Annotated in this window: 13 protein-coding genes and 1 CRISPR repeat array; of the genes, 2 read left to right on the top strand and 11 right to left on the bottom strand. The window is 49.3% G+C overall.

All coding sequences use genetic code 11. The features are described 5' to 3' along the window. Positions 1-126 precede the first annotated feature (126 nt). Together TAMC210_RS08760 and spoVAC are read right to left on the bottom strand one after the other, a co-directional pair. Positions 127-723 carry a class I SAM-dependent methyltransferase gene (locus TAMC210_RS08760; protein WP_173298428.1) on the bottom strand — a complete coding sequence of 199 codons (597 nt, stop codon included), beginning with the start codon at positions 721-723 and terminating at the stop codon, positions 127-129. 235 nt (positions 724-958) lie between these two features. Then, positions 959-1,471, bottom strand: coding sequence for a stage V sporulation protein AC (spoVAC, locus tag TAMC210_RS08755; protein ID WP_173298427.1), 513 nt, complete (start codon positions 1,469-1,471; stop codon positions 959-961). A 130-nt stretch (positions 1,472-1,601) separates the two neighbouring features. On the opposite strand from spoVAC, the gene TAMC210_RS08750 reads away from it, so the two are divergent. Continuing rightward, on the top strand, positions 1,602-2,171 hold the full coding sequence (locus tag TAMC210_RS08750; protein WP_173298426.1) for a spore coat protein: 570 nt from the start codon (positions 1,602-1,604) through the stop codon (positions 2,169-2,171). Positions 2,172-2,282: 111 nt separating this feature from the next. On the opposite strand, the gene TAMC210_RS08745 is transcribed toward TAMC210_RS08750, so the two are convergent. Continuing rightward, positions 2,283-2,954: a TorD/DmsD family molecular chaperone gene (locus tag TAMC210_RS08745; protein WP_173298425.1), complete on the bottom strand. Its 672-nt coding sequence runs from the start codon at positions 2,952-2,954 to the stop codon at positions 2,283-2,285. 26 nt (positions 2,955-2,980) lie between these two features. After that, the gene (locus TAMC210_RS08740; protein ID WP_173298424.1) at positions 2,981-4,075 is read right to left on the bottom strand and encodes a DUF362 domain-containing protein; all 1,095 of its coding nucleotides are present in this window, start codon (positions 4,073-4,075) and stop codon (positions 2,981-2,983) included. 163 nt (positions 4,076-4,238) lie between these two features. Between TAMC210_RS08740 and TAMC210_RS08735 the strand changes: the two genes are divergently transcribed. After that, complete coding sequence (locus TAMC210_RS08735) at positions 4,239-5,432, top strand: pyridoxal phosphate-dependent aminotransferase (protein WP_173298423.1); 1,194 nt, start codon at positions 4,239-4,241, stop codon at positions 5,430-5,432. 897 nt (positions 5,433-6,329) lie between these two features. After that, positions 6,330-6,756: a CRISPR direct-repeat array (repeat unit 30 nt; unit sequence GTTTCAATCCCTCATAGGTAGGCTAAAAAC). A gap of 51 nt (positions 6,757-6,807) precedes the next feature. On the opposite strand, the gene TAMC210_RS08730 is transcribed toward TAMC210_RS08735, so the two are convergent. From TAMC210_RS08730 to TAMC210_RS08700, 7 genes are all read right to left on the bottom strand, one after another. After that, on the bottom strand, positions 6,808-7,938 hold the full coding sequence (locus TAMC210_RS08730) for an IS256 family transposase (RefSeq protein ID WP_254388629.1): 1,131 nt from the start codon (positions 7,936-7,938) through the stop codon (positions 6,808-6,810). Between the two features lie 150 nt (positions 7,939-8,088). Continuing rightward, complete coding sequence (gene tnpC, locus TAMC210_RS08725) at positions 8,089-9,663, bottom strand: IS66 family transposase (protein ID WP_173298422.1); 1,575 nt, start codon at positions 9,661-9,663, stop codon at positions 8,089-8,091. A gap of 80 nt (positions 9,664-9,743) precedes the next feature. Further along, the gene (gene tnpB / locus TAMC210_RS08720; RefSeq protein ID WP_173297025.1) at positions 9,744-10,100 is read right to left on the bottom strand and encodes an IS66 family insertion sequence element accessory protein TnpB; all 357 of its coding nucleotides are present in this window, start codon (positions 10,098-10,100) and stop codon (positions 9,744-9,746) included. Next, positions 10,094-10,420, bottom strand: a complete 327-nt coding sequence (gene tnpA / locus TAMC210_RS08715) for an IS66 family insertion sequence element accessory protein TnpA (protein WP_173298421.1) — start codon at positions 10,418-10,420, stop codon at positions 10,094-10,096. The genes tnpB and tnpA overlap by 7 nt, the downstream gene beginning before the upstream one ends. A gap of 557 nt (positions 10,421-10,977) precedes the next feature. Next, the gene (locus TAMC210_RS08710; RefSeq protein WP_173298420.1) at positions 10,978-12,225 is read right to left on the bottom strand and encodes a Zn-dependent hydrolase; all 1,248 of its coding nucleotides are present in this window, start codon (positions 12,223-12,225) and stop codon (positions 10,978-10,980) included. Positions 12,226-12,354: 129 nt separating this feature from the next. After that, positions 12,355-13,899 carry a glycine cleavage system aminomethyltransferase GcvT gene (gene gcvT, locus TAMC210_RS08705; protein WP_173298419.1) on the bottom strand — a complete coding sequence of 515 codons (1,545 nt, stop codon included), beginning with the start codon at positions 13,897-13,899 and terminating at the stop codon, positions 12,355-12,357. Between the two features lie 152 nt (positions 13,900-14,051). Next, a complete protein-coding gene (locus tag TAMC210_RS08700) occupies positions 14,052-15,416 on the bottom strand; it encodes an MFS transporter (RefSeq protein ID WP_173298418.1) in 1,365 nt (454 codons plus the stop codon). Positions 15,417-15,699: the final 283 nt, after the last annotated feature.

The following is a 15,699-nucleotide window of genomic DNA, read 5'->3' as shown; positions in this document are numbered from 1 at the left end:
CCCGAACACGGCACCTGGGCGCCTCGCATGTGGGCGCCGGGACCCTTTCGGCTGCAGCCCCTTCTCCTCGTTAACCGGCCGGGCACGCAACCCCTCCAGGGCTCGCCACAGGGCCAGTTTCTCATTCTAGTCCTTGGTAATTATGAGCCATAACCCGCCCTCGGTACAAATCCGGCAGCAGCCATGGAGGCCCGCATTGCGTACCAGGCTTTCAAGCTCGTCCACCGCCATCCACTTCTTGCCCAAGCGGTAATTGAGCTGGCGGGACTCACCGGCTATGCCTTTAATCACGTCCGATGGAGTAAACCTGCCGAACCCGCCGCCTACCAAACCCCTTCCTCCCCTCTTGAGGACGCGGTATATTTCCCGGAGTATATCAGTATCCAAAAAGAAAAAAGCCCCACGGAAAATCAAGCCGTCAAAGGCTTCGCCAGGGAAGGCCAGGGGCTTAAGGGGCGTCTCTACTATGTGGAGCCGGTTGGCAAGCCCCAGTCTCCGGCTTTCTTCCTCCAGCCAGTTCCTTACTTCCTGCCTCTCCTCCCCTATGGTAAAAACAGCATAGGGCGAGGTTTCTGCTAAAGCCCACGTTAAGCCGCCGGAGAAGGGCCCCAGCTCCAGGACTCGCTCAGTTCCGGCGGGTAAGATTTCTTCTACCTGCTTGGCCAGGTATGGGTATACCGGCCGCCATAGCTCATTAAGCCGTATAAGATCCGCCAACTCCATTCGTCGGCTCCTCCCTTCTTAAGGACGCCGGTACAGGGCTCCTTCCCAAGGCCGCTCCTAAAGACTCTGCCGCAACGGCCCTCCCGGGCTCCCCATCCAGCCTATTTTAACCCTCGGCCTTTTCTTCTAAGCACAGTATAGGCCAAAGAAAAAGGAAACACCAGGTGCATTTACAACACCCGGTGCGCCTGACCACATTTGTTTCCTCAACTGAATTTCTTGCCCGGAGGAAAGCCTAACTCACGAAATAGGCAACCAAGCCGATCAGTACCGAGGTGACCAAGCCGTAAATAATCACCGGCCCGGCCACCGTGAAAAGGCGGGCGCCGACGCCGTAGATAAACCCCTCCCGCTTAAACTCCATGGCGGGGGAAACAATGGAATTAGCGAAACCGGTGATGGGTATAATGGAGCCGGCTCCGGCCCGCTTCCCAATTTCATCGTAGACGCCCAGCCCAGTAAGCAGGGCACCTAGAAACACCATTATCATAGCGGTAGCGTTAGAGGCGTCTTGAGCGCTGAGCCCCGCCTCCCTAAAGATCAGGGTAATAATCTGGGCTATACCGCAAATGGTTCCTCCCACCCAAAAGGCATTTAAGACATTTACCCAGACCTTGGGCTTGGGTTTTATCTGTTCGACTAGCTTTTGATACGCCTGCTGCTCATATGCTTGCTGCTGCTGGGCGATCTGTTCGGCCAAGCTCAAGGGCTTCTTGGGAGGGCCCGGCTGTTGGGTTTGATCAGCCATCTTCCTCACCTCAGGTATATTGTTGGTCACTTTTCACCGTCCTTATGCGTAAAAGAATTCCATTAATAATTGGGGCTGAACTAAGACATAATACAGTTAAAATGACAAAAGATGTGGAGGAGGGGATTAAATGGCATCTCACTACGGCGCCCATGAAATCATGGAGCTCCACGAAGTCTTGACCGATACCATCGACGGCATTAACCAGTTCCAGCTGTACCGTCCCCACGTAAAGGACCAGCAGCTCCGTTCCATCCTGGACAAACAGATTCAGTTCATGACCCAGGAATACAACAATATGGTCCAGGCCATCAACCAGCGGGGTATGGGGCATGCGGTTCCTTACCGCGCGCCGCGCACGGCTCGACCGGTTTACGGATTACACCAGCCCGAGAGTCAGGCCCCTAATGTTTCGGCCGACGAAATAGACGACAGGGACATAGCCAGCGGAATGTTGGGGTGTCACAAGGCTTCGGCGGTAATGAGGATGATGGCTTCCCTCGAATGTGCGGACCGGGAACTGCGGAGTATGCTGCAGCAGGGAGCCGTTAATTGTGCTGAGCAGGCTTATGAAGTGTGGCAGTACATGAATCAAAAGGGCTTTTACCAGGTTCCCACCCTCCAGGATGTAACTACCCATACCATGATAAATACCTTTACCACGGCTCCCCATGGGGGTATGCGCTACCAGTTTCAGTAGGATCCTGGAGTCCCTGGCCTCGTCCTTAAGCCCGGGCCAGGCCCTCCATCGCCTCCCTTAAAAAGCTGCGAATTTGGGGCACCTGGCCTGGACCAGGTGCCCCTGTTGTTGCTACTGGTGGTTTAAGGCCGCCCCCACTTCCTTTAAATCGCTTAAGATAAATCCCCGGGTGAACTGGGCCAGGCCCCGGAAGAACTCAGTTTTGGCGTGGTCAAACATATCCTTACTCCATGCCGGTACCCATTGGATCAAGTGGTCACGCAAAAAGTCCTGCTGGCCTTGCAAATACCGCTGCCAATCACTATCTTTGTCTAAACAGTCGGCGCTTTGGGCGCAAAGCCAGGCCATGAACTCCAGCTCCAAACTCAGGTGGTCGTCGGGTTCTCGATAGAGGTTTTTGTTGACCAGGCCGAAGGAATGATAGAACTCGCGCACCGCCAGGGTTTCTTCACCAAAAAGGAGACGGTCGGGAGAACGATATACAGATTCCCACGGCGGCGCCTCTAGGTGGCCGGGACCTACAAAGAGGCGGTTATACTCTTCCTTCAATTTGACGCAGTAAGCGTCCAAATCGTTTTGGTGTCCGGACAGCTCTTGCTGCATGCGCCGGCAGCCCTCGCGGACTTCTTCATTACTTTCTTCCTCGGCCAGCCGGGCCAAGATCCCTTCCCGGTCCAGGGCAGCGAGGATTTCCCTGCTGGGGCCCTCCCTATATAAACGGGCCAGTAAACCGTATATAATCTCCCGGCCCTTCAACCAGTCGGCCAAAAGCTCAAAGTCCATACCCGGATCCTCCTTAAGCCTAAAAGTTAGTTAGCCTTCAAACCTTCCTGGGCCGCCGAGAACCGGCAGCGCAGGCAAAGATCGGTTTGGGGACTGGCCCTGAATTCCTGACCGCAACGGGAGCACTGCAGGGTAACTGCCGTCGCCAGCCGTTTCCTTTCCGCCGACGACACCTCCTTGAGGCTTACCTTTTCTCCCCACGCCAGACTTCCATGAAGACAGACATCTATACAAAGGCCGCAAGCGGTGCACAGGGAGGGTTGAAAGAGGAGCTCGTCCCCCTTTAGAACTAACGCCTCCTGGGGGCAGAGGCGGCTGCATATGTTGCACAGGTAACATGGACCTGCCAGCTTTAGTCCGGGCTGGGGCCAAAGTTCCTTCTTCTCGGCAGAAGCCCGGGTGCTCCAGACCTCCTGCAGGATGGCACGCCGGGAAGCGGGCATCCCGGGCCGGTCCGACACTTGAGATGCGCCTTTTAACCCCAGTCCCCGGACCAGAGCAGCAAAGAACTCCCGCCGACCCATTGCCGCCCGGCCCTCCCCCTCCCTCCGGTATTCTGCGGGTGCCGCCGGGGGAGCTTCGTTCAGGAAGGTAATCCGGTCTTCGGGCAAGCCCAGGCAGGCTATCATTTGACGGGCCAGGGCAAGGAGTTCTTCCCAGATTTCACCTCCACGGGCCAAAGGGCACGAGGTGCACTCCTGCCCCTGGCGGGAGAATACCACCTTCCCCTCCGTGGCCAGGGCCACTACAACCTCCACGGGTATTCCTCCCAGGCAAGTTACCCCTATTAAATGGCTTCCCATCCTGGCTTCTTTGCCCCGGGGAAAACATACAAACCCTACCTGTCCGTAGGTTTGTAGAATCTCCCGTCCGCGGGCCAGGAAGAAGGCGGGGGTCCTCTCCGGGTCCTGCAGGGCTTCGGTAGGACACACGGCGGTACACAGTCCACAGCGGTTACATTCCCCTATTTTAACGCCTTCCCCCGTCAGCTTAACGGCGTCTACGGGGCACGCTTCCAGGCAGCGGCGGCAGGTTGCCCGGGGTGAAAACCGGCGGACACAACGTTCAGCATGGACACCGACCTTCCCCAAGAGGAAACCCGTCAGGCCGGCAACGTCCATCCTACTCCCCCTACCACAGAACTAGGTTCCATAATATTATCACCTTTTCGCTCCGCCTCATCAAGACGCCCGCGCCGGCCCGGCCGCCGAGCACCCCTTTACAAAAAGGCAGGCTAAAGGAATAATTAATGTTAGTAGCCTTTGAGAACGGAGGGATAAGACCTTGAGACTAGCCAGAAGGGCCGCAGGTATAAGCCCCTCTCCCACCCTTTCCATTGATGCCCAAGCCAAAAAAATGAAGGCCCAGGGAATCCAGGTAATCAACTTTAGCGCCGGCGAACCCGATTTCGACACCCCTGAACATATCAAGGAGGCAGCCGTTGAAGCCCTGAAGGCCGGTTTTACCAAGTATACCCCTGTACCGGGAACCGAAGAACTTCGCAAGGCGGTGGCCGATCGGTTGCGGCAGGACCGGGGTGTGGACTACGAGCCGGCCGACATAGTGGTTTCCTGTGGTGCCAAGCACTCCCTCTACAACGCCCTCCAGGTTTGCTGCCAGGAGGGTGACGAGGTTATACTTATAGCACCTTACTGGGTAAGCTACTACGAACAGGTGAAACTGGCCGGAGCCGAACCGGTAGTAGTGCAGACTACCGAGGAAACGGGGTTCAAGCTCACGGCCGCCGCCCTGAAAGGGGCTTTGACGCCGCACAGCAGGCTCCTTATCCTTAACTCTCCGTGCAACCCCACCGGTGCTGTTTACCGGCGGGAAGAGCTAGAAGACCTAGCAAAGATTATCCGGGAGCACGACCTCCTCGTCATTTCCGATGAGATTTACGCCTCCCTAATCTATGACGACCTAACCCACACCAGTATTGCCTCCCTGGGATCGGAAATTAAGGAGCGCACCATCTTAATCGACGGAGTTTCTAAAGCATATGCCATGACGGGTTGGCGCATAGGCTATGCGGCCGCACCCCGGCCCATTGCCAAGGCCATGGCCGACCTCCAGAGCCACTCCACTTCCAATCCCACTTCCATTGCCCAGAAAGCTGCCGTAGCCGCCCTTACGGGGAGCCAAGACCCGGTGGAGAAGATGCGCCGGGAGTTTAATAAACGCCGGGATCGCCTCCTCGCCAGCCTCAGGAATCTCCCCGGAATAAGCTGTAATTGCCCCGGCGGGGCCTTTTACCTGTTCCCCAACGTTTCCGGATTGTTCGGCCGGAAATTCCGCGGGAAAGTACTTTCCTCCGCCACCGATATAGCGTCCGTTCTGCTAGAGCATTTCCAGGTAGCCGTCGTTCCCGGTATAGCCTTCGGCAATGATAACTATCTGCGCCTGTCCTACGCTACGTCCATGGAACAAATCGAAGCCGGCCTGGCCCGGCTGGGCGACTTCGTCAAGCAGTTAGATTGAGGGGAACGCAAGGTCCTTGTGCCGGCATGGGCGTGGACTTAACCCCCATGCTCCATACCACCGTGTGTGTCGCTGGGTACAAGACCGATACACAAATTCCAAGCACCGTTCGTTCAAAGCCTTCAGCCCTTAGCCTTTTAATAACGTGAGGCCAAGGGCTATATCTATGTCACTACCGACCTGCTCAAGCCCATTAAGTCCCTTGACGGCCCCGCGGTATCGCCCAGGGAAGGCTTCGAGCTGCATCCTTTAGAAGAGCTGTAGAACCCCTGTATCCAGCTGGAGGGACAACTCCGAGCTGTCCGCTAAATTGAATGGGTTTTCGATCAGTTCGTTTAAGCGAGAAGCGGCAATTCGGCTCTCCCAACGGACGGACTAAACCTTCGCAATCGTACATGCCGATGCGGGTCGACTAGTGAATTGCGTTCTGAGCGACAACTCTTACATTGTCAGAGGCCGTATCTATCACTTTCGTTGACTCTAAAGGGAGCTGGGGTTTCCGGTGCATAACTTGCTTAACCTACATGCTCCCTTACCTCCCCTTTTTCAATTACAGCGAGATGTGTACGCCGTAGCCACTAATCCTTGCAGGTCGTCATTTAGAATCCAAGGCACGGGAAGAAACGGAAGCCTATCCTGTGGTTCAGCTTTAGACTGTAACTTTCCGCACCTCGAGATTAAGCTATACTTAACCCTCCCTTTCCCGACCACCTCCGATTCACCTCCGTATCAAATCCGTTTATTGAACATATGTGTCATAAAACAGCATTAAATTAGCTTTGTAAAACTCTAGATAGTTCCCTCTGAAGAAGTCCACTTTTTGCACCATATAAGGGAAATGTTATTTCCGAACTGTAGTCCGACTGGTCCCCTCCTTTAAGGAAGATAAGGAAATGGGTTTCAATCCCTCATAGGTAGGCTAAAAACCCTTCGTCATGGCCGATGGCATTTACTTCTCGAACTGTTTCAATCCCTCATAGGTAGGCTAAAAACGACCTTATGAGGGCTATAGATGTGATGCCTGGCGATGTTTCAATCCCTCATAGGTAGGCTAAAAACCCGCACGTGCCGAAATATGGAGACATATTAGAGTTACGGTTTCAATCCCTCATAGGTAGGCTAAAAACCATCCAGTACCGTCTCACATGCTTCGGAGGCTTCTTGTTTCAATCCCTCATAGGTAGGCTAAAAACCTGGGCCAGGCGGATGAGCCAGTATGCCGAACAACGTTTCAATCCCTCATAGGTAGGCTAAAAACGGCTACGGGCAGAGATAAAGCAACTTGAGAGTGACCGTTTCAATCCCTCATAGGTAGGCTAAAAACGAGCATGTCCTAAACGTCGTGGAATTTTGGTGGCGCCCTCTTTCGCGTTTTTTAAGCCGTTTTCACCCTCCTGGAAGTCTCTGGAGTAGTAATGACTTCCAGCAAAGCCGTGGCCAATAAGGGTAACTCTCGGTATCCTTTGATGCGGTTAAACCCCTTCTCGGCCTGAAGCAGTCCAGCTGCAGCCCAGCGCAAAACCTGCATCCCATTTCGCCACCTCTTTACGTTCCGGGTAACAACCCTGACCTTGTCAAAGGCCGTCTCTATTACATTCGTTGACCGTAAAGTTTTCCACAGGGTTTCGGGTAGACCTAGACGGGTAACGGTCAGCGTCTCCTCTAATCCCTCCCGCAGGCTCCTCGCTGCCCCAGGGTACTTATCTTCAAGGGCATCAGCTAGCCTATTTAGTTCCGTTAAAGCCTTATGATAATCCTTTTCTGACCAGGCTTGCTCTAGCTTCTTACCCACCCATTCTTGGGCTCCTTTGGGCAGGTGTTCTAAGACGTTCCGCTTCTTATGCACCTGGCACCTCTGTACTACGGCCCGATTACCAAAAACTTCTTTAACCGCCGCCCTTAAAGCTTTGGAGCCGTCTATGACCACCAGTATACCCTCTTCCACCTTTAGGCCGCGTTCTACAAGGTTGGTAAGAAGAGACCTACAGACTGCAGCATTCTCTGTAGCCCCTTCCCATAAGCCCAAGACCTCTTTTTCGCCTTTGTCAGTGATGCCTAAAGCAGCTACCACTGTATGCCCGGCAAACACAACCCCATCAATTACCAGAACCAAGAAACGTTTGTCTCCCAAAGGCCTGCTTAGCAGCTCCTCTAAGGCCTTACGGGTAGCGTAGATAAATCGCCGGCTTATGGTGCTCTTGGAAGTCCCATGAACAGGTAATTCTTCTCCTATGGGTTCAAGGCTATGCTTATAGTGCCTTATGGATAACCCGTAAAGTATATGCTCTAGAACTGTCTCAGTTATGAACCTTTCATCCTGGAAGGCTTCATAGGTTTTAAGTTTTACTTCTCTGCCGTTTATGGCGCGCACCCGGGGACGCCGGATCGCCACCTTTCGCCCCCCTAACACCACGCTACCTTTCTCGCTCCCATGACGTCTAGCTGTGCGCTCCGGATTGTGCTTTCCTTTGGGTCCCGCTATCTCAGTTACTTCGGCCTCCATCATGGATTGAACCACATCCAAGCCTACGGCAACGGAAAGGGCTAAGAGCCCTTCCTTGGTAAGCGTCAAATACTACCCACCTTGTTGGGTTGCGGTAGTAAGCATAAAAGAACCCCTACTGAAATCATCTAAGGGGTAGGGGCTAAAACAAGCTTAATTATTCATCCGGCAAACAGAAGGCAGAGTTTCCGACCACGGCAGGAGTTGATCTAATTCCTCTTTATCCTGCGGGTCCAGGTTGGGCAGCCTTTCGAAGAGGTAGGTAAGGTAGTGGAAGGGATTTAACCCGTTTTCCTTGGCTGTCTCTATGATGCTGTAGACAATAGCACTCGCTTTAGCACCCCGCGGGGTGTTGGCAAATAACCAGTTCTTACGGCCAATGACGAAGGGTTTTATAGAACGCTCGCTGCGGTTGTTGTCGAGTTCCAAACGCCCGTCTTGTAAAAAGGCGACAAGTTTCTCCCATTGGTCCAGGCAATAATAGACCGCCCGCCCAAAGGCACTTTTGGGCAGCACCTGCGCTTTCTGCTTCTTAAGCCATGCTAAAAATTCGTCCAGCTCTGGTTTGCTGCGCTCCTGCCGGATTTGATATCGTTCTTCCGGGGTTTTGTCTTTAAGTTCGCGCTCTATGGCAAAAAGCCTGTTGCAGAACTTAAGCCCCTCCCGGGCGGCTACTGCTTTGTTTCTTTTATCTTGCGGCAGGGCTTTTAAGGCTTCATCAAACTTGCGCCGGGCGTGAGCCCAGCAGCCCACCAGGGTGACCTCTGAAAGTCCATTGTAGCCCTCATAGCCGTCAACATGCAAATAGCCCTTAAAACCTTTTAGAAACCGGCGGGGGTGTTTGCCGGCCCGGGTGGTCTGGTAGTCGTAGAGGATAATCGGGGGACCGTCCCGCCCGGTACGGTAAAGCCAAAGGAATGATTTGGTGGTAGCTTCCCTTCCCGGTTCATGAAGTACCTGCAACGTGGTCTCATCGGCATGGAGAATGTCTCTTTTAAGAAGGTGTTCATGGAGACGGTCGTAAATAAGGGTTAAGTAGGTGTTAGCTCCATGGAGCACCCAGTTGGCCATGGTCTGCCGGGAAAGGTCTATCCCTAAGCTTTTAAACTGCTGCTCCTGGCGGTAAAGGGGTAATCCTGCCCCGTATTTCTGGGTCATAATGTAGCTAAGAAGCGAGGGAGATACCGGGCTTCCCGGAAGTACAGGAGCAGGCATGGGCGCCGTGATAACAGGAGTGGTTATCTCTTCTTTCTCGCAGCGGCGGCAAGAATAGACGTAGCGCACGTGCTTGACCACTTTCACTTGGGCCGGGATAATTTTGAGCTCCTGCCGCACTTCGGTGCTCATTTCATGTAAAGGGCCACCGCAGCACGGGCAGACCCGCTCCTCTTCCGGCAGGCGGTGCTCTACTACTTCTACCGGCAGCTCTTCCAGGTTCATCTCCCGGCGGCCGCGCGTTTTACGGCGCTGGTAGGTGATGGTCTCCAAATCCGGTTCAACTGCTTCCGGCCGGGCTTCCGCTTCCGCCTCATTAAAAAGCAAAAGCTGCTCTTCTAGTGCGCAAGTCCTCTCGCTGGAAGAACCGAATTGCCGCTTCTTGCTTAAACGGAACTGCTCCATAAACCAGTTTAACTTGGCGGTAAGTTCGGCAACCTGTTGTTCCAATTGAGCACAGTGCTCTCGCAGCTCTTCTATGGTCATGGTAGCTATAGACTTAGCCGTGTCCATGCTTTAATAATTCGACGAATCAGCCCCAATTCCTCTAGAATCAACCATAAGGTAAAAATATTTCTTCCTGAGGCTTTATATTACAAGATGGTGCGCGCTTTTACCTCAGGATGGGCTTTAGGCTGGTTTAAGGGAAGACCATCAAGCAGCCAGCGCAGCTCCCGGCGGCTTATGGTGATGGTAGAAGAAGTATTTCCCACCGGCCATATGAATTTGCCCTTCTCCAGCCGGCGGTAATAAAGCCAAAACCCGTTGTGCTCCCAATGGAGAATCTTCAGTTTGTCCCTCTTACGGTTGCAAAAGACAAAGAGGCAGGAAGAGAAGGGGTCCAGCTCGAAGCCTTCCTTGACCAGCACCGCCAGGCCGTCAATAGATTTACGCAAGTCTGTGGCGCCGCAGGCGAGGTAAACCCGGTCGATACCAACTTCGTTTAGCATAACGCTATCAGCACCCGGACTACCTGGGTGAGCAAGGCCGGGTCAAACCCGGGTCTTACCTCGATGCTGGTCTTGCCTATCCTGACCAGCAAGGAGTTGCCCCCATCCCCAGAAGATGACTCGCTTATTTCTACCGGCAGCCAACGGGTTGGCTTCTCGAGGGAAACTCCGTTTTGGTCTTTATACTTCCGCAGCCAGTACCATAACTGCCTGGGGCTAATGCCCTCATGGGAGGCGCACCATTCTTTAACGCTTTGCCCGCTTTCCCTGTATTCGGCTATACGAGCTTCCCACAGTTGCTGTAATTCGGCTCTGGTCATAAGGGGAAATCCTCCTCAGTTAGTTTTCCGAGGAAGATTATCCCTTAAACTCGAGCACAATGCCAAGGTGGGTTATATTTGACGCTTACATAATAAAAATCCTCCTCAGCTTGTTTTCTGAAGAGGATTATCCCCTAAACTTGGGGGTGGTGCCAAGGTGGGTTGTATTTGACGCTTACCTCGATTCTGATATTCTCGAATTGAAAGCGAGGAAGGAAAAGGGAATCCCCCTTTCGAAAAAATAATTTAGGTAAACAACCATTGAAAGGAGGATTCCCCTGAGTTTTAAAGATTTCTCAAGTTTTATAACATGGTTTATGGAGTTGCGCAAGTCCCAGAGGAAAACATTAGCAGCTTTGGCATATCGGCTCTATCACCGCAAACTGGTAGCAAGTTCCACTACCAAAAGATGCATTCTGGGGCTGTGGCAAGTTGGATATTATACTGAACGCTTTCAAGGTAAGTTGCCGCCGACTATTGGGATTCTTACCTTCCCTGCTACCGTGTATATAGATAGAAAGTGGGGATGACCCAGTTTTAAACTCTCTTGACCAGAATTACGCAACAACTTCAGCCTTCTTAAGCATCGCCTTCAACAATACCTGGGCACACTTAGCAATGTCTTCATAGTCGGTGTACTCATCGGGACAGTGGCTCAAACCCCCTCTACTGGGAGTAAAAATCATTCCTACATCGATAAGCTTAGCCAGGGCTTGGGCATCATGTCCCGCTCCGCTGGCGATGCGCATAAAGGGAATCCCTTCTTCTTTCGCCGCTTGTTCCACTGTATCAATCATGTGATCAGGGAAATGTATAGGAGAAAAACGGACAACTTCTTCAATTTCCACTTCGATGTTACGTTTTTTACAGACTTCCCCGATAAATTGCCGGATGTTATTAATGGCCGTCTCTAGATTTTTTTCATTTATATCCCGGATATCTAAAGTCATCTCCACAATGCCCGGAATTGTATTAATCATACAAGGTTGAACACTAATCCACCCTACGGTACCTACGGTGGTTTCTCCGGCTTCCTTAGCAATCTTTTCCATGGCAATGATAATTTCAGAAGCCGCAACTAAAGCGTCTTTTCTAAATTTCATCGGGGTCGCGCCTGCGTGATCAGCCCTACCCTTTAACGTCACCTTAAGCCAGACCGAACCAAAAATACCTTCTACAACGCCCACCGAAACCCCCTCAGATTCCAGGCAATGACTTTGCTCGATATGCATTTCGAAGAAACACTTGTAATACTTTGGATCAATTTTGACCTCACTAATTTTATTAGGATCATACCCCGCCGCCTCCATCGCTTGGGCGATCGAAATGCCGTCTTTATCTTTATATTTATCCAAAGACTCCCTTGCTACCTCTCCGACCATGGCACGGGCGCCCAGAATTCTCCAGTTAAAACGCGCCCCGTCTTCTTCAACAAAGATAATTACTTCCAGAGGATGTTTAGTTTTAATCTTGTTTTCAGCAATTGTCGTAATTACTTCTAGAGCCCCCAACACCCCTACATTCCCATCAAACATCCCGCCACACTTAACGCTATCAATATGGGACCCGGCAGCAACAACCGGTAAAGAATCATCCAAACCAGCTAAACGTCCAAACACATTACCCATAGCGTCTTCCCGAACCGTCATACCAGCCTCTCGCATCCATTGTTTCACTAGCTCTTTGGCCCTAATATAATCATCAGTCCAAGTAAACCTGCTCCAGCCACCAGCCTCATCCTTGCCGAATTCGGATAAAGCAATCAAACGTTCTTTTAGTCGCTTACCATTGATCTTCAAGGACATTTTTGCCCCTCCCCTAGATATATTTAATTAACTACATAAAAGGCAAATCTTAAAAAACCTTATTCCTTTTTGTATCAATGAAGGAATTCTGTACTTCCATTCATTGAAACATAGGGTATAGTAATAAATTTAGGTTATTCTCTTTTCTTTGGACCAATTATCATATCGTCGAAGCTGCCTAATGACTTCCATATATTCTTCGTATCGCAACAATGTCTTGTAATCATCCAAAGCATTCACTTTTATTCTTACTAACCCTGAATTAGTATAAGGATATTTATTGATTTGCTCTGGGTTTTCTAATAAGCTCGTATTTATTTCTATCACCTCTCCAGATAGCGGTGATTTGATATCCCAAACCTTTCTGTAAGCATCAACCCAACCTAAGATTGAATCCTTAACAATTTTATCTCCGACCTTTGGTAATTCAATAAAGAGTATATCGCCTAGATCTCTTTGTATAAAATCAGTTATACCAAGCGTAAAAACATTATCAGTTTCTTGATGTACCCAAACATGGAAAGTACTAAATCTTAGGTTGTAAGGAGAGTGAGTCTTCATAACCGGTTCATCCTTAACTCTACGCTTGCAAAACGGTACCGGGACAATACGGGCCTTACATTTCTTCTCTCTAATCCCTATTTCAATTTCTGTACCTACATCACTGTATTCCACAGGCACAAATCCCAAACCTGCACTTCTATTAATTAGACTTGGAGAAAGTGGGCCGCTAGTTACATGGCCTATCTGTTTTCCGTTTTTATATATTGGGTATCCATATCTAACAGTGTAGCGTTCGAGGACCTCAAACCCTACCAGCTTTCGACTAATTCCATTCTCTAATATCTTTAATAAAGCTTGTTTGCCAATGAACTCCTTTGAAAATTTAACAACCCATTCTAAACCTACCTCAAATGGATTAGTTTCCTCGTCCATATCATTTCCGTTAAGTAAATAGCCTGCTTCTATTCTTAGACTTTCCCGGGCGGCGACTCCATGCGGAATAATTCCCAGAGGCCTGCCAACTAATAAAAGCTCATCCCATACAAGAGGAGCCAGTTCCCTGGAAACAAAAATTTCATAGCCCAGTTCTCCTGTATACCCCGTCCGACTAATAATACAAGGAACTTCCATGCTTTCTGTACTGATTACTGTGTTTGCAAGCCAATAATACTTTAACTCCGACAGATCTGCTTTTGTTACTCTCTGTAGAACTTCCCTGGAATTTGGTCCCTGCAGAGCGATTAACGCTATTTCGCATGAAAGATTCTTGACTGTCACATTCATTCCTTGCGATTGCTTTAAAACCCACTGATAATCCTCTTCGGTTTTCGTGACATTAACAACCCAAAGAAAATGATCTTCTCCCAAGCGGTAACAAATTAGGTCATCTATAATACCTCCATTCTCATTACACATAACCGCATAAAGGGCTTGATTAATAGAAAGTTTGCTGGCATCATTTGTTATTAACTTCTGTACTAAGGCTAGCGCATCTTTACCCTTTATTTCGAACTCTCCCATATGTGAAACATCACAGATACTAACTCTTTCACGGACCGCATGATGTTCTTGTATATGGCCAAAATATTCTACCGGACGTGCAAAACCCTTAAGGTTAATAACTTTGGAAGCCATCTGCATATGCCTTTCGTATAAGGGGGTATGTTTCATAATAAAGACAAGGCTCCTCTCCAAATATATTCTTAAAATTGGTTTATTTAACTTAAGTTTCCCTCCGATTTCGAGTTGCAGATTTCATAAAAACTTAATCAGAGGGAACCCTCTAGGTTTACAATTCTCTCATTAGGAAATTAAATCATAATCTAAATATTTGTCTTAACTGGTTGAGGCGCAGCTTCTGGTACCTTACGAGATTTTTCTTTAATTAAGTAAACAAATAGTGCAGCTAATAATGCCGAAAGACCCCAGTAGATGAAGGCATTATCATAGACTGTTGTCCCTTGAGGTGTTTTGTAAACCAAAAAACCAGTAACATAGCCTGCCGCAGCTGAGCCATATTGGGCCATTCCATTGACCACTCCAATAGCTACACTACCAAGATCTGGGGAAGAAAGTTCGCTACTCAGGGCTGCCTGTACGGCCCAATGCATATTGAGGAAAAAGCCCGTAACTAGCAGCAATAAAGCCGTTACAATAAAGGGTGTACCTGGTTTAATTAAAGTAACAAATAAAATCATAAACAGTAGGCTCAATAAATTAGAAGCAATCATAAATGGCCTACGCACGCCAATTCGGTCTGAAACTGCGCCACATAGGAATTGGCCAATGGCTCCAGATAAATTGTACAATCCAACTAATATAGCCATAGTCTGCATATTATACTTGTGTACTTCCGTTAAATAGAGGGGAAGCCAAATGTTCATTCCCCAAAATAAGGTGTTGTGGAAAAAGGCTGCCAGGCTTAATAACCAAATAGATACATTTTTATAAACATCGGCAACCCTCAAAGCCGTTCCGTCTTTTTTATTAATAACATCCTTATATGTGATAACCTTTGCAGGGTTCTTTTTTTGTTCTTCTGCTATTTCATCTTCATAGATTTCCTCCAATTCATATTCGGGCATAGTTTTCCCCTTAAAACGATACTGTTCAGGCCGGTCAAAGATAAAATACTTAATTAATAGTAGAGCGGGTAATCCTGCTAAAGCGCAGAAGCCAAACACCCACCTCCAGCTAGTAGCATTCATGAGTGCTACAGCCACTATCGGCGCCCAAATTGGTGTTATTACCCAGGTTGTTGCCCAAACAGCCGACGCTTTACCTCTTTCTCTCTTGGGAAACCATCGGGAAACTAATTGAACTGCAGCCGGGGGATTTAACCCTTCGAACCAACCAAAGATTGCATACCTGAACAAAAAGGATTCAAAGCTTGTCACAAAACCGGTCCACCAGGTGGAAACCGAGAACCCGGCAAGCGCTACCGCCATAACCCTTTTAAGACCTACTCTATTCACTATATAACCTGATATAAATTGCATTGTGGCAAAAATTAAGGTAAACGTACCGATCAAAATACCTATTTGGGCATGATCCAACCCGATATCTTCACGAATAACTGGCATTAAAACCGTAGTTTTTTGACGGTCCAGTTGTAACATACAGTAAGCTATCCACATACAGATTAAGGCTGTATAACGAATTCGCCATTTAGTTTTGGGTTTTTCCATTTTTATTCCCACCTCGAGCATTTAATTTTTAACTTTGTATTCCCTAAAGATTGATATTAGGATGATAATGCTAATAACTATCTGTATCGGAAAAAGGATTTTTTCTCCCAAAGTCCAAATGTTTTCTGGGGTAAACATTATAACCCTCCTTTATCTTCCTTTTTTGGTAAAAATCTCGTTTCTAATAACCTATGAGGATTTTTTATTTCAGGATCACCTCCTTTAAAACCTCTCGATTGACTAATTAAAATTTTTTATGGTTAGGAATCACCCCCTTAGCAAA

The organism is Thermanaeromonas sp. C210 (assembly GCF_013167955.1).
Lineage (GTDB): Bacteria > Bacillota > DSM-521 > Neomoorellales > Neomoorellaceae > UBA12545.
The sequence above is the reverse complement of the archived record's forward strand: the minus strand, read 5'-3'. Positions and strand labels throughout refer to the sequence as shown.